Annotated in this window: 17 protein-coding genes; 7 read left to right on the top strand and 10 right to left on the bottom strand. The window is 61.8% G+C overall.

The genetic code is table 11. The annotated features are described in order from the left end of the window. Positions 1–228: 228 nt before the first annotated feature. Positions 229–1,383 carry a DUF1624 domain-containing protein gene (locus tag AOA61_RS17305; RefSeq protein ID WP_099602226.1) on the bottom strand — a complete coding sequence of 385 codons (1,155 nt, stop codon included), beginning with the start codon at positions 1,381–1,383 and terminating at the stop codon, positions 229–231. 134 nt (positions 1,384–1,517) lie between these two features. Between AOA61_RS17305 and AOA61_RS17310 the strand changes: the two genes are divergently transcribed. The 4 genes from AOA61_RS17310 to yfcF all read left to right on the top strand — a co-directional run bounded on the left by AOA61_RS17310 (position 1,518) and on the right by yfcF (position 6,356). Beyond that, positions 1,518–2,015 carry a sigma-70 family RNA polymerase sigma factor gene (locus AOA61_RS17310; RefSeq protein WP_095184486.1) on the top strand — a complete coding sequence of 166 codons (498 nt, stop codon included), beginning with the start codon at positions 1,518–1,520 and terminating at the stop codon, positions 2,013–2,015. Next, on the top strand, positions 2,012–2,965 hold the full coding sequence (locus tag AOA61_RS17315) for a FecR domain-containing protein (protein WP_099602227.1): 954 nt from the start codon (positions 2,012–2,014) through the stop codon (positions 2,963–2,965). The genes AOA61_RS17310 and AOA61_RS17315 overlap by 4 nt, the downstream gene beginning before the upstream one ends. An 89-nt stretch (positions 2,966–3,054) precedes the next feature. Then, a complete protein-coding gene (locus tag AOA61_RS17320; protein WP_099602228.1) occupies positions 3,055–5,490 on the top strand; it encodes a TonB-dependent receptor in 2,436 nt (811 codons plus the stop codon). A gap of 233 nt (positions 5,491–5,723) precedes the next feature. Then, positions 5,724–6,356: a glutathione transferase gene (gene yfcF, locus AOA61_RS17325; protein WP_099602229.1), complete on the top strand. Its 633-nt coding sequence runs from the start codon at positions 5,724–5,726 to the stop codon at positions 6,354–6,356. Here the strand turns inward: yfcF and AOA61_RS17330 are convergent. Then, entirely contained in the window at positions 6,331–6,603 is a 273-nt protein-coding gene (locus tag AOA61_RS17330; RefSeq protein WP_032889487.1) for a hypothetical protein, read from the bottom strand. The two genes, yfcF and AOA61_RS17330, sit on opposite strands and share 26 nt — an antisense overlap. A gap of 130 nt (positions 6,604–6,733) precedes the next feature. On the opposite strand from AOA61_RS17330, the gene AOA61_RS17335 reads away from it, so the two are divergent. Together AOA61_RS17335 and AOA61_RS17340 are read left to right on the top strand one after the other, a co-directional pair. Continuing rightward, positions 6,734–7,378 carry a hypothetical protein gene (locus tag AOA61_RS17335; RefSeq protein ID WP_032889485.1) on the top strand — a complete coding sequence of 215 codons (645 nt, stop codon included), beginning with the start codon at positions 6,734–6,736 and terminating at the stop codon, positions 7,376–7,378. 34 nt (positions 7,379–7,412) lie between these two features. Then, positions 7,413–7,745 carry a lipoprotein gene (locus AOA61_RS17340; protein WP_032890002.1) on the top strand — a complete coding sequence of 111 codons (333 nt, stop codon included), beginning with the start codon at positions 7,413–7,415 and terminating at the stop codon, positions 7,743–7,745. 100 nt (positions 7,746–7,845) lie between these two features. On the opposite strand, the gene AOA61_RS17345 is transcribed toward AOA61_RS17340, so the two are convergent. Together AOA61_RS17345 and AOA61_RS17350 are read right to left on the bottom strand one after the other, a co-directional pair. Further along, complete coding sequence (locus tag AOA61_RS17345) at positions 7,846–8,592, bottom strand: creatininase family protein (protein ID WP_099602230.1); 747 nt, start codon at positions 8,590–8,592, stop codon at positions 7,846–7,848. A gap of 30 nt (positions 8,593–8,622) precedes the next feature. Further along, on the bottom strand, positions 8,623–9,333 hold the full coding sequence (locus AOA61_RS17350; protein WP_099602231.1) for a murein L,D-transpeptidase catalytic domain family protein: 711 nt from the start codon (positions 9,331–9,333) through the stop codon (positions 8,623–8,625). Between the two features lie 40 nt (positions 9,334–9,373). On the opposite strand from AOA61_RS17350, the gene AOA61_RS17355 reads away from it, so the two are divergent. Beyond that, complete coding sequence (locus AOA61_RS17355) at positions 9,374–10,975, top strand: murein L,D-transpeptidase (RefSeq protein ID WP_099602232.1); 1,602 nt, start codon at positions 9,374–9,376, stop codon at positions 10,973–10,975. A gap of 7 nt (positions 10,976–10,982) precedes the next feature. Here the strand turns inward: AOA61_RS17355 and AOA61_RS17360 are convergent, their stop codons facing one another. The 6 genes from AOA61_RS17360 to AOA61_RS17385 all read right to left on the bottom strand — a co-directional run bounded on the left by AOA61_RS17360 (position 10,983) and on the right by AOA61_RS17385 (position 20,646). Further along, positions 10,983–12,719 carry an ABC transporter ATP-binding protein/permease gene (locus AOA61_RS17360; RefSeq protein WP_099602233.1) on the bottom strand — a complete coding sequence of 579 codons (1,737 nt, stop codon included), beginning with the start codon at positions 12,717–12,719 and terminating at the stop codon, positions 10,983–10,985. Then, positions 12,716–15,472: a M16 family metallopeptidase gene (locus AOA61_RS17365; RefSeq protein ID WP_099602234.1), complete on the bottom strand. Its 2,757-nt coding sequence runs from the start codon at positions 15,470–15,472 to the stop codon at positions 12,716–12,718. Before AOA61_RS17365 ends, AOA61_RS17360 begins: the two co-directional genes overlap by 4 nt. A gap of 29 nt (positions 15,473–15,501) precedes the next feature. Then, entirely contained in the window at positions 15,502–18,321 is a 2,820-nt protein-coding gene (locus tag AOA61_RS17370; RefSeq protein ID WP_099602235.1) for a TonB-dependent receptor, read from the bottom strand. Positions 18,322–18,460: 139 nt separating this feature from the next. After that, complete coding sequence (locus tag AOA61_RS17375; protein ID WP_032889996.1) at positions 18,461–19,420, bottom strand: FecR domain-containing protein; 960 nt, start codon at positions 19,418–19,420, stop codon at positions 18,461–18,463. Between the two features lie 109 nt (positions 19,421–19,529). Further along, complete coding sequence (locus AOA61_RS17380) at positions 19,530–20,033, bottom strand: sigma-70 family RNA polymerase sigma factor (RefSeq protein ID WP_032889474.1); 504 nt, start codon at positions 20,031–20,033, stop codon at positions 19,530–19,532. Between the two features lie 121 nt (positions 20,034–20,154). After that, a complete protein-coding gene (locus AOA61_RS17385; RefSeq protein ID WP_032889472.1) occupies positions 20,155–20,646 on the bottom strand; it encodes an AAA family ATPase in 492 nt (163 codons plus the stop codon). Positions 20,647–20,700 lie beyond the last annotated feature (54 nt).

Genomic DNA, 20,700 nt, shown 5'->3' on the forward strand with positions numbered 1-20,700 from the left:
GCAGTGGGTCAGTCACAGCTGCATCAACTGACACACCCTCATCGGGAGCAAGCCCCCTCCCACATTTGGACGGAGTTCGGCTTAAGAATCCGGTCGCCGTAAGGGCGAAACCGTAAGCCGCCGTTATCGCAGCAACGGATATGTACTCAGCCAGCATCCTGACTCGGAGACATCGTAGTCAGGGCCTGTAGCATCGCCACACTGCCCCTCCCACAATTGAATCTACGCTCAGAGGTATTTGAGCCACGCCAGATCCCGTCGACGCGCCTTCAGCCCGGCAAACCAGCGCACTGGCACGTAAAGCACCAGCGGCAGCAACAGGGCCGCCAGCCATACGGCACCGATGCTGTCGAACCCGAAGTAGTTGCCATGGTTGAGGCCGAACGCCGCCACACACGCTACATACAGCACTTTCAGCACGTACAGGTGCAGCAGGTAAAAGAACATCGGCGCTGCACCAAACACGGCCAATACTCCGATCCAACGTTTATGCCCCGCGCGTTCAAACGCCAACAGCAGCAACAGTCCAATCCCCAACGTCAACGCCAGGAACAACAACGAAGGCGGGTATTTGGTCACGTTGAAAAAGCTCATCACCGTTTGCACGCCGCTCTCGTACGTCTGCCAAGGCTTCTCGCCGTAGCCGTTGACCGCACGCAACATCACAAACCCCATCAACGAACCCGCACCGGCCAGCAACAGATGGCGCTGGCGCGCTGCAGGCACTGTGGCATTGGCGAACCACGGACCGATGCTGTAGCCCAGTGCAATCACACCGATCCACGGCAACACCGGATAGGTAGTGCGCAAGCGCAGGTCGGCGGATACGTCGATCCAACTGCGTTCATGCAGGATTGCCCACAGATTCTGCAGCGCCGAACCTGGAGCAAAGTGCACGCCATCCAGCAGGTTGTGCCCGCCGATGATCACCAGCGCCACGATGATCAGCAGCGGGCGCGGCAGCCACACGAGGGCGGCGAGGGCGATCATGCTGATGCCAATCGCCCAGATCACTTGCATGTAGATCACGCTCGGTGGGAGCTGGAAGGTCCACGCGAAGTTGACCAGGGTGAATTCCAGCACCACCAGGAACAACCCGCGCTTGAACAGGAACGCCGACACATCGCGGCGGCCCTGGTATTTCTGGCCGTACAAAAACGCGGATAACCCCGTGAGTAAGACAAACACCGGCGCGCACAGGTGGGCGAGGGTGCGGCTGATAAACAGCGCAGGTTCGGTGTTGTCGATGCTCATCGGGTCGCCGACCTGACGGTGCAGCAGGAAGGTTTCGCGAACGTGGTCGAGCAGCATAAACAGGATCACCAGGCCGCGCAGGGCGTCGATGGAGAGCAGGCGTTGACGGAGGGGAACAGCATCGGTCATGGGTGTGGTCGCAGGGCTGGGTGGAAAGTGGATGTTATCCTATAACATTAAATTGCACATTGCTGAGGTCCGTCACCCAGACTAGAATGCGATCAATTCTTAATTACTCCGTGGCCTTGGTGCCGGTGAATCGCATGTCGTCCCCCCTCAACCTGCCTATTCAGGCGCTGTACTGCGAACACCACGGATGGTTGTACCGCTGGCTCGACCGCAAACTGGGCAATGCCAGCGATGCGGCCGACCTGGCTCACGACACCTTCGTGCGGTTGTTGAGTCGCCAGAGCTGCGCCGGTTTTGGCAGCGAGCCACGGGCGTTGCTCACTCATATTGCCAAGGGCCTGATGATCGACAGTTGGCGTCGTCAGGAGGTCGAACGCGCCTACCTGGAAACCATCGCCCACTTGCCCGAGCAGCAAGTGCCATCGCCGGAAACCCGCTGGCTGATTCTCGAAGCGCTGTACCGTATCGAAGCCATGCTGCGTGACTTGCCCGAGAAAACCCGCCAGGCGTTCCTGATGTCGCAGCTCGATGGCCTGACGTACCAGCAGATTGCCGATGAGTTGAAGGTGTCGCTGGTGTCGGTCAAACGCTATATGCGCGATGCTTTCCTCGCCTGCCTGAGCGTGGCATGAACCCGTCGATTGACCCGCTGATCCTGGGCGAAGCCGCCGACTGGATGGTGCAGTTGCAGTCCGGCAGCGCGACCGACGAAGACCACCGCGCCATCGCCCAATGGCAAGGCCGCAGCGCCCAGCACGCGCAGGCCTGGCAGCGTGCGCAGGCGATTCTGGGGGACTTCAACAGCGTGCCGAGTGCGATTGCCGGCGACACCCTCAAGCGTATCGGCCGCAAAAAATCCCTTGGCCGGCGCCAGGCATTGGGGTTGTTGCTGCTGGCAGGTCCGGCGACGTGGCTGGCCTTGCAGCAAAAGCCCTGGGAGTCGTGGGCGGCCGACCAGCGCACCGCCATCGGCGAGCAACGCAATTTGACCTTGCCTGACGGTACGCGGCTGCTGATCAACACCGCCAGCTCGTTGAATATCGGCTTCACCGATCAGGTACGGCGCATTGAACTGCTGCAAGGCGAAGTGATGATCACCACCGCCAAGGACCCTGCGCCAAGCCATCGTCCGTTTATCGTACAAACCCGCCACGGCACCGCCCGTGCGCTGGGCACGCACTTCAGCGTGCGTGTCGGTGAGCACATCAGCCGCGTGGCCGTGATCGAAGGTGCGGTGGAGATGCTTCCTACCCACGCCGAGCGTGGGTTGATCCTCAAGGCCGGTGAGCAGAGCGCATTTGGCAACGACAGCGTGGCGGCGGTTGGGCCGCTGGATGTCAGCGCCATGACTTGGGAGAACGGCATGCTGCTGGCCCAGCATATGCGCCTGGCGGATTTGCTCGACGAACTGGGGCGCTACCGTGCCGGCGTGTTGCGTTGCCACCCCGGTGTGGCGGGGTTGACCGTTTCCGGCGCATTCCCCCTGCGTGATACCGATGCCAGCCTGCGCCTGTTGCAGGAAACCCTGCCGGTGACCGTCAGCCGCTTGACCGGCTACTGGGTCACCGTCGAGCCGCGTTGAAATTTCTTTCAGATTCGCTGATACCTTTTTCGTTGTCGTCCGGTGTAGGGGAGAACCCTCAACGTTGCACCGCGCCGACAGGAACGCCCATGAACGCCAGACTGCACCTCGTTTGCCCCCGTCCCCTCAAGGCGCTGAGCCTGGCTGTTGCGCTTGCCACTCTCGCACCGCTGCACAGCGCCATGGCAGCAGAGACAGTCGCGGGCGCCGCGCGCAGCTATGACCTCGCGCCGGGGCCCTTGGGCAATGTGTTGGCGCAGTTCGCGGCGTTATCCGGTGTGCCGCTGTCGTTTGATTCCGCGCTGCTCAATGACCAACAGAGTCCGGGCCTGCAAGGCAGCTACACTGCGCAATCGGGTTTCATGCAACTGCTCCAGGGCAGCGGCTACACCGTGCAAAGCACCGGCAGCGGCGGCTACACCGTGGTCCCCGAGGCCACTGGCGACGTGCTGCAACTGGGCGCCACCACCATCAGCGCCGAAACGAGTGGGGCAGAGGTGGACACCTATGGCGGTGGCCAGGTAGCGCGTTCGGCGCGCCTGGGGGTGTTGGGCAATCGCTCGATCAATGACGTGCCGTTCAGCGTGGTCAGCTACACCTCCAAAACCATCGCCGACCAGCAGGCGCGCACCGTGGGCGACGTGTTGCTCAACGACGCGTCGGTGCGCCAGTCCTCCGGGTTCGGTAACTTCTCCCAAGTGTTTACCATCCGCGGCCTGCCACTGAACACCGATGACATTGCTTTCAACGGCCTCTATGGCGTGCTGCCCCGGCAGATCGTCACCACCGAGGCCCTGGAGCGTGTGGAGTTGTTCAAAGGCCCCAACGCCTTCGTCAACGGCGTATCGCCGGCGGGCAGCGGGATTGGCGGCAGCGTCAACCTGGTGCCCAAGCGCGCCGAAGACACCGCGACCCGCAGCATCAGCCTCGACACCACCACCGACGGCCAGGCCGGTGGGCACCTCGACCTGGGCCAGCGCTTTGGCGAAGACAACCGTTTCGGTGCGCGGGTCAACCTGGCCAAACACGGCGGTGACACGGCCATCGAGGATGAATTCAAAAGCTCACAACTGATCGCCATTGCCTTGGATTACCGTGGCGAGCGCCTGCGCATGTCCACCGATTTCGGCTACCAGAAAGAGCGTATCAACAGCGGTCGCTCGGTGGTCTACCCCACAGGTACCCAAGTGCCGAAGGCGCCATCGGCGAAGCATAACTACGCCCAGGATTGGAGCTGGTCGGAGTTGGAAGACACCTACGGCATGTTCAATGCCGAGTACGACCTCAATGACAACTGGACGGCGTACGTGGGCGGCGGCGCCAAGCACACGCGGGAGAATGGTCAGTATTCGTCGTTGTATGTGGGCAACAACGGTGCCGGGCAAGTGGGCTTTTTGTATTCTCCCCATGATGAGGACAACAAGAGTGCCATGGCCGGTTTGAACGGGCACTTCAGCACTGGGCCGGTGACCCATCAGATGAACGTCGGTTTGTCGGGAGTCTGGGGCGAACAGCGTTCGGCGTTTGAAGCGATCCTGCGGGGCAATCGCAAGCCCGGCGATCTGTACAACCCGACCCAGATAGCGCGCCCGACCGTCACCTATTTCGGCAGCGATGTGCACGACCCACGCATCGTTGGCAAAAACCGCATCAAGAGTGCTGCGGTGTCCGACACCTTGGGCTTTATCGACGATCGCGTATTGCTGACGTTGGGCGTGCGCCGCCAGACCATCGAAGTGGACGCCTGGAACACCACCACCGGCGTGCGCAGTGCCAACTATGCCGAGTCGATCACCACGCCGGTTTATGGCCTGGTGGTCAAGCCTTGGGAGCATGTGGCGTTCTACGCCAACCGAATCGAAGGCTTGGCCCAAGGTCCGACGGCGCCGCTGACCAACGTGACCAACCCCGGCGAAGTCTTTGCGCCCAACCGCAGCAAACAGACCGAAGCCGGGGTCAAGTTCGATTGGGACAGCTATGGCGCTACCCTTGGTGTCTACCGCATCGAACAGCCGAACAGTGCGACCAACACCAACGCCAATGGCACCCATACCTTCAGCGTCGACGGTCAGCAGATCAACAAAGGTGTGGAACTCAACGTCTTCGGCGAACCCCTCGACGGCCTGCGCGTGCTGGCCGGTGCGACCTGGATGAACACCGAGTTGAAGCGCACCGCCAACGGCCTCACCGACGGCAACCGCGCCGCCGGTGTGCCGCGTTTTCAGTTCAACGTGGGCGCCGATTGGGACATTCCGGGCATCCAGGGCGCTGCGGTTAACGCACGGCTGCTGCGCACCGGCGGCGAGTACGTCAACGCTGACAACATACTCAGCATTCCGGCCTGGACCCGTGTTGACCTCGGTGCGCGTTATGGCTTCAAGGCCGACGACAAGTTCATCACCTTGCGCGCCAACGTCGAGAATGTCGCGAACAAGGCGTACTGGGCGTCGGCGTCGACCGCCAATAACTACCTGACCCAGGGCGAGCCACGCACGGTGAAGCTATCGGCAACGGTGGACTTCTAAAGGGTAAACACGGTCCACTGTCGAGCGTGTTGGGGGGGGCGCCAGACGCCAGACGCCCACCCAAAACCGATCTATAAAGGACGTGTAGGCACCCACCGGCAGCCCTACACGGGCGAGGTCGATATTCAGGCGTTTTAAGCAGTATTCCCGCCAGGAATGCCCCCATAAAAACCCTGCATTGTCTTTATCCGCGCACATCTCGTAGCGTGAGGGCTCATTCAAGGAGATTGCCCATGAGCCAGAGCCCGTTGCGCCTTTACGTTGATTCGCTGTTCACCAGCCCCTACGCGATGTCGGTGTTCGTCACCCTGCGTGAAAAGGGCCTGGCCTTCGAACTGGTTACCCTGGACCTGGATGCCGCGCAAAACCAGACCGCCGATTTCGCCCGGCTGTCTGTGACCCAACGGGTGCCAACCCTGGTGGAAGGTGACTTTGCGTTGTCGGAATCTTCGGCGATCACCGAGTATCTGGAAGAGGCCTACCCTGGGACAGCGGTGTACCCCGCCGATCCAAAGCAGCGGGCGAGGGCGCGGCAGGTACAGGCGTGGTTGCGCAGTGATTTGCTGCCAATTCGTCAGGAGCGTTCCACGCTGGTGGTGTTCTACGGCCAGCAGATGCCGCCGTTGTCACCCGTGGCCGAAGCGGCCGCCAAGCGGTTGATCACTGGGGCGCAGGCGTTGTTGGCGGGTAACCCGACGAACTTGTTCGGTGAGTGGTCGATTGCTGATGTGGATCTGGCGATCATGCTCAACCGCCTGATCCTCAACGGCGACCGCGTACCGGCTGAGTTGGTGGCGTATGCCCAGCGTCAGTGGCAGCGGCCGTCGGTGCAGGAATGGGTCAATCAGCAACGTCCTGCGCTGTAGCGTTTGCGGTGATGTGTTCCACACGCCGATCCAGGTCTTCCCAATCGGCCATGCCCAGCACCCGCGTGGTGTTCAAGCCGCGCAGGTAACCGCGCAGTTGTTGGGCGCTGGCACAGACTTGGTCGGCGTCGGCGTTGATGTCCTGCAGCACGGTTTCATAGTCGACCAGGTAATCGGCGACCCTCTCGCGAAATTCCGGCAAGACGGCTTCACGGATGCGGTCGAAGGTTTTCTGGTGGGGCTTCATGGCGGCTCCTTATCGGTTTTATCGCAACACTATCGCTTCAGATAATAGTCACCATCACGCAACGCAAGTTCTGTTTTCGCACGGAAAGCGCAAAATCCCTTCATCGAGACGCTGTTCAAGGAAATGCGCGATGAGGACGATTATTCAGCTTGGTCTAATGATTCTGATGCTGGGTACGGTGGCAGTGAGCAACGCGGCCATCGCCGGCGAACTGCGTACAGGCCATTTGCTACCCATCGCCGGTAGCGTAAACTCCCTGCAGCACACGCAGTCAGTAGGTGTGTTGTTGAGCGACAATACTCGCGACAACCTCAGCTATCTGGAACGCTACCACGATATGGCCTTGAATGGCGCCAAGGATGCCCTCGACGGGCGTATCCGCCAGGCGTTCGTCAACAGCTCCGACCCGGAGTTGGCCATTGATTGGTTGATGAGTTCGCTGCAGGGCGCCTTTTTGTCGGTGACCGTCTACGACAACCTGGATGCCTTGGTGCAGGCTCATCCCGATGTAGTGGTGATGCTCGATACCCATAATCAACTGCTCACCCAGCGTAACGATCAGGTCGAGGCGCGCTTTATTGCGCGGTTCTATGACGCCGACCTGCAATACATCGCCAAGGCCGAAGGCTCGGTGCACAAGCAGGTGCCGTCGGTGTGGGTCCGTGACAAGGACGCGCCGGAGATTGCCGCGCAGATCGAGCAGCAGCGGGATGTGCAGTTGGATGCTTTGAAGCAGTTTGATGCGTCGCTCAAGGCGCTGGTACGTGCCGGTTGATGTGAACGTTTATATTCAATATCAGGATTTTTTCATGCGCTCTTTTTTTGTACCGGCTACGGCTCTTTTGATGGCCGGCTGTGTCTCTGCCCCAAACACTCCAACTTTGACCCTGCAAACCAGCAAAGGCACTGACGCCTATTTCCAATGCGTCTTGCCCAAGCTGGAAAAACACGGGATTACGTCGACCGTGACCCAGAACTCGCGCCACGCCCGCGCGGTGTTGACCAGCAAGATTGCGGCCGACGATGTGCTGGAAGCGTACAAGGCTGGAGAGGGCGCCAAGGTGTTCCTGTATGAGCGCAAGCCGCTGGCGTCGGCGTTAACGCCGTCGCGACTGGAGTTGGCGGCGCAGGAATGTAAGTAGCACACACATCCAATGTGGGAGGAGGCTTGCTGTGGTGAGCAGGCTTGCCCTGCGCTGGTCTGCGAGGCAGCCCCTCCCCACAGGTTGATGTGTACTCGACCTAGGCTTTGGCTTCGTTGCTGAAACTGTTGACGGTCTTGACCAGCCCTTGAGCCGCCAACGCCACCAATTCACCGCCTTTCTCCACCGTCGCCAGCGCCGGGTCCGAGCCCATGCGTCCATCGGGGAAGCGTGCACGGAAGTCCAGGGCTTCGCGGATCGGACCGGTGTTGGCGATCTGCGGCGAATAGTCGGCCGACTTGATCGAGTCCGGATACGCCCACTGCGTCACCGCGATCTCTGACGGCGTGGCATGACTGCCGTGGCCTACCGGGAATTGGCGGTGGGCCAGGTCACTGACGCCTTCCAGGTCCCACCAGTTCACCAGCTTCAGGGCGAAGCCGGCGGGTCGACGGGCAAAACTGGCTTCGGCGTACAGCTCGGAAAACGCCGCCTCGATGGTTGCGATATTCCCGCCATGGCCGTTGAGGAACAGGATCTTGTCGAAACCATGCCCGGCCAGCGAACGCACCCAATCGCCAATCGCGGCGATAAAGGTGGAAGGGCGCAAGGAAATGGTGCCGGGGAAACCCAGGTGATGCTGGGCCATACCGATATTGAAGGTCGGCCCGATCAGGATGTCGGCGTTTTTTTGCGCCTCAACGGCGATGATTTCCGGACACATCCAGTCGGTGCCCAGCAGACCGGTCGGGCCGTGCTGCTCGTTGGAGCCGATGGGGATCACCACCGTGCGACTGCGCTCCAGAAACTGCCCGATCTCGATCCAGGTCGATTGGTGTAGAAGCATTGAACGCTCTCTTTTATCTGTGGGGACAGGCTAACCGCCACGGTTTGTACGACTACTTGCCACCTGTTGGGGTTTGCAATTGAGGTACGTCGAGGACTTCAACCAGCGCTGGTCGGGGTACCACGAAAACATAAACTGCCCGTCCTTGAGTTTATCCACCACCTGGCGCGCCACCTGCGGGCGCACCGCCGGGCAACCCTGGCTGCGGCCGATACGGCCTTCGCGCTTGCTCCACAGCGGGCTTACGTAGTCGGCGGCGTGAATCACGATGGCGCGATCACGGGCCTGGTCATTGAACCCCGGCTCCAAGCCATCCATGCGCAGCGAGTAACCGTGGGTGCCCAGGTAACTTTCCTGGGTGCGGAACAGGCCCAGGCTGGATTGATGGCTACCTTCGGTATTGGAGAACTGGGTGGCGAAGTTCTCCCCGGACTTGGCGCCGTGGGCTACCAGGTCGCGCAGCACCAGGGTTTTCTTGCGCAGGTCGAAGATCCACAGCCGACGGGCGGTCGACGGCTGAGAATAGTCAATCACGGCCAGGCGCTCGGAGCGTTCCTCGCCATTGCTGACCGCGCACTGCATCGCGCTCAGGGCACTTTTCAGCACAGTGGGATTGAGTTCTGGAGCCGAGCGCGCCAGGCTGCTATACAAGGAAGGAGGGTTGCCATTGGCGGCGAGCGCAGAATTGCTCAATACAGCCAAACTCAAGGCGATTCCCAGGCGATACATAAAAGTCAGCATCTACAGTACATCTCCCCCACTGTGGATTGGAGCCAAGCCATTGTTCAAAAAACACGCATGTTACTTGAGCATTTGCCTGCTCGTTGCACCATTGGTCGCCACAGCGGATGCGCTGCCGGTGGAACCGCTGCCGGTCACGACCCCCGCGCCGGTGGACCTGGCTCCGTTGCAACAAGCCCTGGCGCAGTTGCCCAGTGTTTGCCCAGGCCTGGCGCCGCAGATCGACGCGCCAGCCCTTGCGCGCCTGCAAGCGTTCTATCAGCAGCAAGGCGATGCACCGTTATGGTCGGACGAGACGCGCCGCCAAGCACTCCAAACGCAATTGCTGATGCTCGCCGACGATGGCCTGGATCCCACCCACTATAGTCTGCCCGCGCCGCACGCCACGCAAAACGTACTGTGCAGCGATATCGACAGCAGCCAACACTACCTGCAAGCCCTCCAGGACTTGCACTTCGGCCGGCTGCAGCAATCGCGCTTCGAACCGCTGTGGCATTCCCAGCCTCCCACCCGCGATCCCAACACCGACGTGCTGGCCTTTGCCGCCATCGGCTTGAATGACATGGCGCAAGCGTTCGACCAGGCCCGCCCCAGCGCAGATTTGTACCGCAGCCTGCGCAATGCCTATTCCACGGTGCGCCAGCAGCCATTGCCCCATTGGGAGGCGGTTGGCAGCGGCCCGTTGTTGCGTCCCGGTATGGAAGATCCACGCGTTCCGGAACTGGCGCGGCGGCTCTACAGCGGTGGTTATCTGCCCAGCGAACCGAAGGGCGTCGGCAAGCAATACCGTCCTGAGTTAGTCACGGCGGTGAAGGCTTTCCAGGTCAGCCACTCCTTGCAATCGGACGGTGTGATCGGCGCCGGCACCGTGGCCGAACTCAACATCAGCCCGGCCATGCGCCGCGAGCAACTGCGCATCAACCTTGAACGCTTCCGCTGGCTGGCCCAGGACCTAGAGCCCGAAGGCGTGCTGGTCAACGTCGCCGCTGCGCAATTGAGCGTGTACCAGAGCGGCATCCCGGTGTGGCAAACCCGCCTGCAAGTGGGCCGCGCCGAACGCCAGACGCCGCTGCTCAAATCCCGCATCACCCGGCTGACGCTCAACCCCACCTGGACGATCCCGCCGACCATCATGCGCGAGGATAAACTCCCGGCCATCCGCCTGAACCCTGAATACCTGCGCCAGCAAAACCTGCAAGTGCTCGACGCCGAAGGCCACCCGCTGGCGCCCGAGCAGATCGACTGGGCGCGCCCCGGCAATATCCTGCTGCGCCAGGAAGCCGGGCCGCGCAACCCGTTGGGCAAGATCGTGATGCGCTTTCCCAACCCGTATTCGGTATACCTGCACGACACCCCGAGCCAGCCGCTGTTCACCAAAGGCCCTCGCGCATTCAGCTCCGGTTGCGTGCGGGTGGAACAACCGTTGTTGCTGCGCGATCTGCTGGTCAGCCCTGCCGAACGCGCGCGCACCGATGAACTGCTGGCCACTGGCGTGACCCATGAATTCAGGCTGTCCACACCGGTGCCGGTGTTGCTCGGTTACTGGACGGTTGAAGTCGACCGCCAGGGTGGGTTGGTCTACGCGCCGGATATTTACGCGCGGGACCTGGTGTTGATGAAGGCGATGGGCAGCGTGCTCTAGTCCCCGGTCAGTGCTCTTTCTGTGGTGAGCGGGCTTGTCCCGCGCTGGGCTGCGCAGCAGCCTCAAAACCTGCCACAACCCCAGCGTTTTGTGCCGTTTCAGGGGACCAGGTGCGATCAAACAGTGGCGCCAGCGCCACCTGATGACTGATGCCAATCACTGTGCATTCAGGCAATTGCTCACGCACCAGCACCAATAGGGCATGCGCACTGGCCTCGTCGAGCTGATTGGTCGCTTCATCCAGGTACAACGTATCCGGCGCATACAGCAGCGCGCGCGCCAGACCGATGCGCTGTTGTTCACCGCCCGACAGTTCCCGCGCCCATTCACGTTGTTCGTCCAGGCGCTTTACCAACCCCGGTAACCCCACCTGTAGCAGCACGGCAACCAAGCGCACGCCACTTGGCACTTCAACCGCAGGGTAAGCCAGCAACTGACGCAGCGGCATGCTCGGCAGATAAGGCTTCTGCGGCAGCAAAAGGCTGCGCCCTGGCGGCAATTGCCAGCCGCCCCGGCAATACGGCCAGAGGCCCTGCAAGGTGCGCAGCAACGTGGATTTGCCGATACCACTGCGGCCGGCAATCAACAGCCACTCCCCCTGAGCCACTTGTACTGACACATCGCCCAGCAGCAGGCCCGCGTCAGGGCGCAGTACATCCAGGCCGCTGACGCACAGGCAGTCGCCAATCACCGGTGCCTGGGCCTGGCAGCGGCTGGCGGCGATGGCGTGTTCAAATTGCCCCAGCCGTTCCACCGCCGAACTCCAGCGCATCAACTTCGGGTACAGCTTGATAAACCAACTGAGGGAGCCTTGCACCGCGCCAAACGCGCTGCGGATCTGCATCAACCCGCCTAACGTGATGGTCTTGGCCAGAAACGCGGGCAGGGCGGCAAACACCGGAATGATCAGGCTGACCCGTTCATAGCTGACGGTAAACAGGCTGAGGTTACGCTCGCGGCCCATCAGTTGCCGCCAGTTGTGCGCAATCGCCTGGAAACGCTCAGCCAGGTGCGCGCGCTCCACCGCCTCGCCCCGGTATAGGGCGATCTGTTCGGCGTGTTCACGCTTGCGCAGCAGGCTGGCACGAAAGTCAGCTTCATAGTGCTGGCGGTCCACGTTCAGGCGGTGCAGCGGACGGCCGACCCAGTGGGTGATCAAGCTGCCGGCCAGGGTGTAGAGCACCACAATCCACACCAGGTAGCCCGACAGTGTGATGCTGTATTCGCCGACGCTGAACGTCTGAACCCCCGACAGTTGCCAGAGAATGCTCATGAAAGCACCGACCTGGGCCATGTTGATGATGAACGATGCCACCAACTCCACACTCAGGTCGGCAACGATATCCACGTCCTCGCTGATGCGCTGGTCGGGGTTGTCCGGCTCGCCGTTCAGGCCCAGGCGGTAGAAGGCCTGGTCAGCGAGCCAGGCATGGGTGAACTGCTCGGTCATGGCCTGGCGCCAACGCAGCACCAAGGCTTTGCGCACCCAGTCCAGGGCGACGACGATCAGCACATAGGCGCCGAGGTAAATCACGTAGCGGCCCATCAGCGCGTACAGCGCAGGCGTGTCGAATGCGCCGAGGGTGTCGTAGAAGCTTTTGCTCCAGGCGTTGATCAAGACATTGATCTGTACGATCAACAGGCCCATGCCGATGATGCTGACCAGCATCAGCCAGCCCAGCCACTGCGAGCCCTGGCGCCAGAACGGCGCGGCCAGGCGGTAGAACGTACGCAGACTCTTCAAGGGGAATCCACCGTTGGCAGGACGCGCAGCAGCACTTGGTTATTCGCCGGGAACAACTGGCTGGCCAAGGGTTTGAGCAATTCCAGGCGCAGGCCGTCCGGCAAACGGGTCTGGCGGCTCAGGTAGCGCGGGTCTTGCCATTGGCGTTCGCTGAGCAACAGGCGGCGCCATTGGGTGGTGGGATCGAGCAAGCGCTTTCGCTCCTGACGGCGCAGTTCCATGCGTTCGTCAGCGACCCATTTGGCATCCACTGAATGGCCTAACTGCGCCAGAGTCTGCTGGGCCAGCGCCCACAGCTCATCGGCGCGTTGGGGGTCGCAGGTGAAGCTCAACTGGCTTTCGATGCGCTGGGTGTCGGGGTTCAGTTCGCTGTCGAAGCGCAGGCGGTAGACGCCGGACGCCTCGCCACGCAGGCGTTGCTTGAGCTGCTGGTTGGCCAGTTCACGCAGGGCTGCGACACGGGCCGCCGCTTCGGGCGTCCATGGCTGTTCGCTGAAGCTGTTGGCTTCGAGTACCACGCGAGGTTCCAGGGCTACGGCGATGTCGGCGCGGCGTTGACCGGGTTTTTGCAGGGCAGGGCGGCCGGGTTGGGCAACGCCGCGCGGGATATTGGCCAGTTGCTCGACCACGGCTTTTGCCAGGTGCGCCGGATCCATGTCCGCCATCAGGTAGTAGGTGACCGGGGCCTGCGTGAGCTGCTGCCAGTCCTCATTCAGGGTGCTTGATTGCAATGCCTCCAAGGCGTGTTGATCCGGGGCTTGCCAGGTGTCGACGCCGTAGCGCAGTTCACGTCGGGCGGCGGCGATGGCGTCGGGTCGGGTGCTCACGCGGGTCAGCAGATCATCGCGGGCAGCGCTGAACAGTTCGTCATCGATCGGCGCGCCCACCTGGCTCTGGCGATAGCTTTGCAGCAGTGTGGTCAGGGCGACAATCGAGGCGTTTGAGTGGGCGCTTAATTGCAGGCGCGTAGCACTTTGTTCAAGGCTCAAGGTTGCCTTGTGCTGTTTACGCCACGCCTCCAATCCTGGCGCGCCACTCTGGTTGCCCAGTTGCGCCGCCATTTGCAGGCGCCAGGCGGGTACGTTGCGGCGCTCGTAACCGGCGGACGATTCGGCTTGCAGTCGCCATTGGCCGTCTTCGGCATTGCGGCGCAGCCAGACCAGGCGATCACCGTTGCTCAGTTGCCAGTGCTCGACCTGTTCAGCGGTAAAGCTGCGTTTGCCCAGCACCGAACCGGGTGCTCCAGCCGATGGCAGTGTGAAGGTGGCAGCGGGCGGTGCCACCGGCGGGGCCGACTGCGGCGCTGCCAGTGATGAGTGGGCAATGGACGCGCGCAACTGTTGCACATCGTCCACCTTCGGAAGGCGCACCACACGGTTGCCCGGCGCGGTGAATTGCAGCACTTGGTCGGGGCTGTTCAGCCAACGGTTCAGGCGGGCATTGAGGGCTGCGAGGTCGATGGTGTCCAGCGCGTTAAGCGTGCGCTGGGCGATCTGATGCGGCGCGACGACGGGGCGGTTCTGCACGGCGGCATCGTTGAGCGAGGTCACCCATTGCTCGAAGGTGCGCGACTCATCCTTGGCCAGCATGGCGTCTGCCAATAAGCGGATTTTGCTCCGTTCCCGGTCCAGATCCTGCGCAGTCAACCCGTGTTGGCGCACACGCTCCAACTCGGTCAGCAGTTGCTTCAGGGCATCGTCATGATGAGCACCGTCAACACCGGCCGCGACACCCAGTACGCTGGAATACTCGCCGATCAAGGTCTTCTGCGCCGTAAGGCTGCGCACGCCGGATGGCAGGGGTTGGCGGCGTAACTGGGCCAACAGCGCCGACAGGGCCATGCGGTCGACCAAACGCTCGCGGCTGGCTTCGGCCGTGATGCCACGGCTGTCCGGTTCGTGCAGGCGAAACAGCAGGGACACTTGGTTGCTGCCGGTTTGCGGGTCTTGCAGGCGGAAGATTTTGAGCTGGTTATCGAGAGGCAGTTCGCGGTGTTCACGTTCCGGTAGTGCCTTGGCGAGGGGGGTGCCAAAGGCCTGCTGGATCTGCTGCGTCAACTGCTGTGGCTCGAAGTCGCCGACCACCGACAACACCATGTTATTGGGTACGTACCAACGCTGTTGAAAGCGCTGCAAGGCACCGAGCGACGCTTCGCGGATCGCCGTTTCATTGCCGATGGTGCGATGTTGCGGGTAACGCGAACCCACTCGTTGAGTGGCCGCGCGTTGGTCATTCATGCGTTGGGCCACGCCAAGGCCGCCGCGCCATTCTTCGATGACGATGGGGCGTTCGCGCTCAAGGTCTGCGGCGTTGTAATCACCCGCGAACACCAGTTGCGCAAGCTTTTCCAAGGCTATCGGTGTTTGCGTGGTACCGGCCATGGGGCTGAGCAGGTACTGGGTGCGGTCATAGCTGGTCATGGCGTTGTAGTTGCGGCCCTGCACCCAACCCAACGCGGTCATCTGCGCACGCAGGTCGCTGGCTTGGCCCGCACGGCTGCGGAAGGTCAGGTGTTCGAGCATATGGGCCACGCCCACCTGGTCGTCGTCTTCATCCACCGAGCCGGCGCGCACGGTCAGGCGCAGGTCCAGGCGACCGGTTTGGGTGCTGTCCTGCACCAAGCGGTATTCCAAGCCATTGGCCAGTTGGCCGCGCACCACCTGGGGCGCCCACGGCAGCGGTTCTTGGGTGACGGGCGATGCGCAGGCGCACAGCAGCAGTGGGCCGAGCAGGCCTGCAAGTAACTTATTCATCAAGGGTTCCAGGCTAATCAGGTGGCTGGTTAGAAGCGGTAGCCGACTTCGAGCCAATATTGGCGGCCGACTTCATAGGTGACGGTCGAGCTGCCACTGCCGACGATCTCGTTGACGTGGTCGGTGACGTTGGTGATGTCCACCGCGGCGAACAGCGCCTGCTCCTTGCCTGTGGGGATTTCCCAACTGATGCGCATGTCCCACGTGGGGGCGGCCTTGACAGTCGCGGCGTCGTACACCGCCAGGTCATCGCCGTCGACGGTCACGGTTTTACTGGTGCTGACGATCTGTTCGTAGGGGCCGCGATAGCGCAGGAAGTTACTGACGGTGAGGTTCCACTGCGGGATCTCGGTGATGGTGGTCAGGCGGGCTGTCCAGGGGCGATTGAAGTCGCTGGCAGGCAGGTCGCTATAGGCCATGCGCTTGCCGTCGTAGATCACGTCAGCATCGGCGAATTCATCGGCGTCGATACCTGACTCGTAAGTGCCGTAGGCGTCTTTGGTGCGTGACCAGTCAAAGGCTGCTTGCACGCTGGTGCGGGTGCCTTGCCAATTGAATTCCCCTTTGGGGGTGATGGTCAGGCTGATGTTATCGCTCTCGCTGGAAGCTTGGTTGGTGTAGGTGTAGTAGATGCTGTCATAGCCGGCTTGTGCTCCCAGGCCCAGCACGCGAGAGGAGGCCTTGACGATTTTGTCCTTGCCTTCGCGGTGCACGTACTTGAGGCGAAAGTCGGTGTCGAGCCAAACCTGATCAAGCCCCAGGGTCCATTCGTCATCGTAGGGCACCTTGAGGTCGGTCAGCTTGTTCAGGTTTTCCACTTGAGTTGAACGCCACGCGCCGTCTTGGGTGGTGCGGGTGTAGAGCGTGTTAAAACCCTGGCGACCGTCGGCCAGGCGGTATTTGAACAGGTTGCGGCCGTAGTAGCGGTTGACGCCGAATACCAGCACGGTACTGCGGTCACCGAAGAAGTCGTAGTCACCGGCAAAACGTGGGGCCAGGTTCTGTTGTTGCATGTAGTCGTCGCCTTCCAGGCGTAACCCCGGACGCAGGCCGAGCTTGCCGATCTGCATCGCGTCTTCGACGAACACTGCGTATTTGTTTTCCGTCAGGTCGATCTTGCCGGCGCCGTACTCCAGGCGCGTACCGGCCCACTGGCGGGTGGACCCGTTGAGCAGCGTACCGATGGAACACAGGTTGTCGTTGTTGGCGCAGGTGGCAATGCTGTCGCGCTTGTTGATGGTGGCGGAGGTGGCCATTTTTTCCCGCTCCCAGGTCGCTTGGGTGCGGGTCAGTTGCAGGCCGGTGACCACTTTGTGTTCGGTGCCCGCCCAGTTGAAGGCCTGCCAGTCAGCCTTGAGTTTGTAGTCGATGCTGCTCTGGGTCTGGTCCAGGTTGCCATAGGCACCCTCGCCACTACGGGAGTTGGTAGTTTCCGGGCGACCCCAGTCTTTGGTCGTGGAGTAGAACCAGGCGATCGCGTCATTGGATTCGGAGCGGCGCGAGCTGTTGAGGTCGCTGACCGCCAGCGTGTGCGACCAGCGCGCCGTGTCGCCTTCCCATACGGCTTTGACCGAGCCCTGCCAGCCGCCGTTGATGTTGGTGAAATCAGCGTTGCGGTAGTTTTCGCGGAAATAGGTGTTTTCCTGGGGCGCCTGGATAAATGAACCGTCGAGGCTGAGCCTGTCGTTGACGTTCCAGTAGGACTTGACCATGTAGTTGTCGAGTTGACGCGTCTGGTCCCGAGTGTTCTCGCCGGTGGGGCTGTTGTAGCCCCCGGTGTAGGTGTTCAACGGAATGACCGAGCGCTTTTGCGAGAAGCTCAGGATGCCGCCGAAGTCTTCGGTCAGGTGGCCTTCGAGTCTGCCGCGCAGCGTCGTCTTCTCGAACTCGGGCTGGTATTGCTCGTTGGATGCGTTGTCGAAGTTAGCTTGGTCTTTTTCGGTGATGTGGTAACTCGTCCACGCCGACCGGCTCATGGAATAGGAGAATTTACCGTGCAGCGCCTGCGTGGGCCGACGGGTGATAGCGTCGACTACACCACCGTTGAATCCCCCATATTCGGCGGGCACGTTGCTGTCGTAGACCGTCACTTCCTGCAGCAGGTCGGCGTCCAGGGCGATGCCGTGGGAGCGACTCGGTGCTGCATCGAACTGACGGGTTTCGCCGTAGCCGTGGGCGCCGGGGTCGAGGTCGTTGTTGATCGAGATACCGTCGATCATGAAGTTGTTCTGGTAGAACTTGGCACCGTTGATGCTGATGTCCGCCGGGTCGATTTCTCCGGGGGTCTTAGAACTCTGCTGCGCACCGCTGAACTGCACGCTAGGGTGCATTTGCAGCAGCGTGGTGATGTCGCCATTGGCGCCGGGGAAGGCCTGGATCGCCTTTTGATCAATAACGGTGGCGCCCTGGAACGAGTTTTCCTGGGTGAAACCCAGCACCACCGTGCTGTCCAGCATTAAGGGTTCACCAGCAGCGGCATTGGGCAGGCGATGGAATACCAGCGCGCCATCCTGATAGCCCCAGCCGATGCCGGTCCCTTGCAACAGGTAAGCGAGGGCAGCGTCGTTGCTCATGTCGCCATTCACACCGGGGGAACTCACGCCCTTGAGCAGCTGCGGGTCAACGCTCACTTGCTTGCCGCTCTGTAGGCCGAAGGCGATCAAGGCGCCGGCCAGCGGCTGCGGCGGGATGTTGAACACGTGGCCCGAGGCGGGCGCATCGGGTTGCGCCAGGGCCAGCGGCAGCGGGCCAAACGCGCAGCAAAGCCCGAGCACGCTGGCGGCAGCACCTTTTTTCAGGCGCAGCGGCCACGTGCCCGGCGTACCGAACGGGTGAAGGGTGTGTGTCATGCAAAGATCCCCGCGCCGGCACAAAAAACCGGCCAGTCAATGAATACGAATAAATCTCAATTGCTGCGCGCGGGACAGAAGACGGGACAGCGCGGGGGATTTTCAGAAAAAAGCTGAATTATTTTTAAATGCCGGGAAATTACTTGCTCAACACCAGCAGCCACGGGCTGTAGGCGCTGACTTTTGCGCCGTAGGGTTGCAGCACGGCCTGCAGCGCCGCCTTGGGTTTGCGCAGGTCGTAAACCCCCGTGACCCGCTGCGCACCCAGTTGCTTATCGCGCAGCACAATGATGGCGGGTGTATAGCGGCGCAGTTGTTCCAGTACCTCGTTGATCGGCAGGTCATCGGCAATCAACTGGCCCTGACGCCAGGAAGCAGCCTGGCTGGGGGAAAAACTGCCGAGTTCGGCGCGCCCGGCGCGCAAGGTGAGGCGTTGCCCCGGCACCAGGCTGGCGAGGGTGCGGCGGGCTTGCGCATCGGTGACATTGACCGAGCCTTGTTGCACGGCGACGCTCGGATCATCCGGCGTGGCATTGACGTTGAACGCGGTGCCGGTCACGGTCACGCGCAATGTCGTGGTCAATACATGAAAGGGTTTGCTCTTGTCCGGCGTCACCTTGAAAAACGCCTGGCCGGTCAGCAATCGCACATCGCGGTGATTGTCGGCGATGTCCACGGCAATCGCCGAATGGCTGTCGAGTTGCACCACGCTGCCGTCACTGAGGGTGATGTCGCGGGTTTCCCCAGCGCCGGTGCGGTAATCGGCTTGCCAGCGCAGCAGCAGGCTCGGCGCCAACGCCACCACCAGACACGCCGCGATGGCAGCGGCGACCCAGCGTCGAACCCGGCGCGGGCGGGCGGTGTAACGCTGCAGTGGCGCTGCGGGCTGTGGCCAATGTTCTGCGCTGACCGGCGCTACATGCCCAGTCAACTGCCATACGCGTTCAGCCTTGCGATAGGCCTTGGCATTGGCCTCGCTGGCTGCGCACCAATCGGCCACTTGCCCACGCAGGTCCGCATCCAGCGGGGCCTGTTGCACGCGCATCAGCCAGTCCAGGGCCTGGTCGCGGCGGGCGTTGGCGCTATCCTCGGTGGGCATGAATGGCGTATCTCCGCAGGCAAAAAACGGCGGGCAGGATCCCATGGATTCGCCCTTCACCGCAAAAGACGCATCAGCAGAGTTTTTTTTCAGAAAAGTTTCGGTGCGCTCAGTCATCGTCCACCTCCAGGCAGTCCATGCAGTGGCGCAGCGCGTCGTGAACCAGTTGATGCACCAATGCAGTCGACACCCCCAAAGCGGCGGCTACCTGTTGCAACGTGAATCCGCCCAGCCGATGCATTTCAAAGGCGCGGCGGGTGCGCTCGGGCAATTGGGCCAAGGCGCGGGAGATGGCTTCCAGTTCATTCTGGCTGCTCACTTCACGCTCAGGGGAGGCGCTGCTGGAGGGCAAGTCGTTGAGCAATTCGTCGCCACCGGGCTGCACCCGCTCGGTGGCGGTGCGGCGCGTCAGGTCCAGGGCAAGGTTGCGCACGATGCGGTACAGGTAGCTGGCCGGGTGGCGGATATCGGCCTGCTCATCCTGGCCGCTGAAACGCAACCAGGCTTCCTGCACCACGTCCTCGGCGCGCGCGCGGCAGCCCACGATGGGCGTGGCATAGTCCAGCAGCGCGGCCCGGTGGGTCAGGTAAAGCTGGAGTTTTTCATCCGCCAAGAGAGTCAGCTGCCTGCGCGCGACTGTGCCGCGTGGCACAGACTGGGAAGTGAGAGGGCGCGGAGTTTAGCGGTGGTTGATAATGGTTATCAACAACTTGATCGCTTTTGTTGCGCGGCAATCAACGGCGCAAGTGCTTGAGGAGCTTTTCAACAGCCTGCGCCGCATCGATCTGGGCGGTGTCGACCGTCAATGGCGCGTCATTCCAAGGTTCGTATTCATGAACCAATACCGACTGCCAGCTCGGCGCAATTAGCCCTGGAATATCGCTCTCACGGCTTTCGACGCGGCGTTGGTGCTCGCGCGTATCAGAGCAAACGATTTGGATATCGACCAACGCCACCCCCGCCGTTGCGGCAGTTGCTCGCCACGCCGCGCGGCTTTCCTGCACCGGGTTCACGCAGTCGGCGACCACCGTATGCCCCAACTGCAAGTTGCTCAAGCCCAGAGCGTTCGCCACGCCATAGCCGCTGGCGCCCGGCACCACAGCTGCATCGCGAAGCGCTTGTTCGATGACATCGATGCGCAGGTAAACCGCATTGAACCGGCGTGCCAGTTCGCGGGCAATCGTGGTCTTGCCGGTGCCGGGCAAGCCGCTGAAGACGATAAGCATGGTTCGGTCCTTCGATAGTTCACAGGGGCGGGTTCAGGGTATCCTCCACTTCCT

This window comes from Pseudomonas sp. 2995-1 (assembly GCF_002742505.1).
Lineage (GTDB): Bacteria > Pseudomonadota > Gammaproteobacteria > Pseudomonadales > Pseudomonadaceae > Aquipseudomonas > Aquipseudomonas sivasensis.

What these genes read in the sequence shown, in the direction of transcription:
- AOA61_RS17305 (WP_099602226.1), bottom strand. Translation starts at nt 1,383, where the DNA reads ATGACCGATGCTGTTCCCCTCCGTCAACGCCTGCTCTCCATCGACGCC.
- AOA61_RS17310 (WP_095184486.1), top strand. Translation starts at nt 1,518, where the DNA reads ATGTCGTCCCCCCTCAACCTGCCTATTCAGGCGCTGTACTGCGAACAC.
- AOA61_RS17315 (WP_099602227.1), top strand. Translation starts at nt 2,012, where the DNA reads ATGAACCCGTCGATTGACCCGCTGATCCTGGGCGAAGCCGCCGACTGG.
- AOA61_RS17320 (WP_099602228.1), top strand. Translation starts at nt 3,055, where the DNA reads ATGAACGCCAGACTGCACCTCGTTTGCCCCCGTCCCCTCAAGGCGCTG.
- yfcF (WP_099602229.1), top strand. Translation starts at nt 5,724, where the DNA reads ATGAGCCAGAGCCCGTTGCGCCTTTACGTTGATTCGCTGTTCACCAGC.
- AOA61_RS17330 (WP_032889487.1), bottom strand. Translation starts at nt 6,603, where the DNA reads ATGAAGCCCCACCAGAAAACCTTCGACCGCATCCGTGAAGCCGTCTTG.
- AOA61_RS17335 (WP_032889485.1), top strand. Translation starts at nt 6,734, where the DNA reads ATGAGGACGATTATTCAGCTTGGTCTAATGATTCTGATGCTGGGTACG.
- AOA61_RS17340 (WP_032890002.1), top strand. Translation starts at nt 7,413, where the DNA reads ATGCGCTCTTTTTTTGTACCGGCTACGGCTCTTTTGATGGCCGGCTGT.
- AOA61_RS17345 (WP_099602230.1), bottom strand. Translation starts at nt 8,592, where the DNA reads ATGCTTCTACACCAATCGACCTGGATCGAGATCGGGCAGTTTCTGGAG.
- AOA61_RS17350 (WP_099602231.1), bottom strand. Translation starts at nt 9,333, where the DNA reads ATGCTGACTTTTATGTATCGCCTGGGAATCGCCTTGAGTTTGGCTGTA.
- AOA61_RS17365 (WP_099602234.1), bottom strand. Translation starts at nt 15,472, where the DNA reads ATGAATAAGTTACTTGCAGGCCTGCTCGGCCCACTGCTGCTGTGCGCC.
- AOA61_RS17370 (WP_099602235.1), bottom strand. Translation starts at nt 18,321, where the DNA reads ATGACACACACCCTTCACCCGTTCGGTACGCCGGGCACGTGGCCGCTG.
- AOA61_RS17375 (WP_032889996.1), bottom strand. Translation starts at nt 19,420, where the DNA reads ATGCCCACCGAGGATAGCGCCAACGCCCGCCGCGACCAGGCCCTGGAC.
- AOA61_RS17385 (WP_032889472.1), bottom strand. Translation starts at nt 20,646, where the DNA reads ATGCTTATCGTCTTCAGCGGCTTGCCCGGCACCGGCAAGACCACGATT.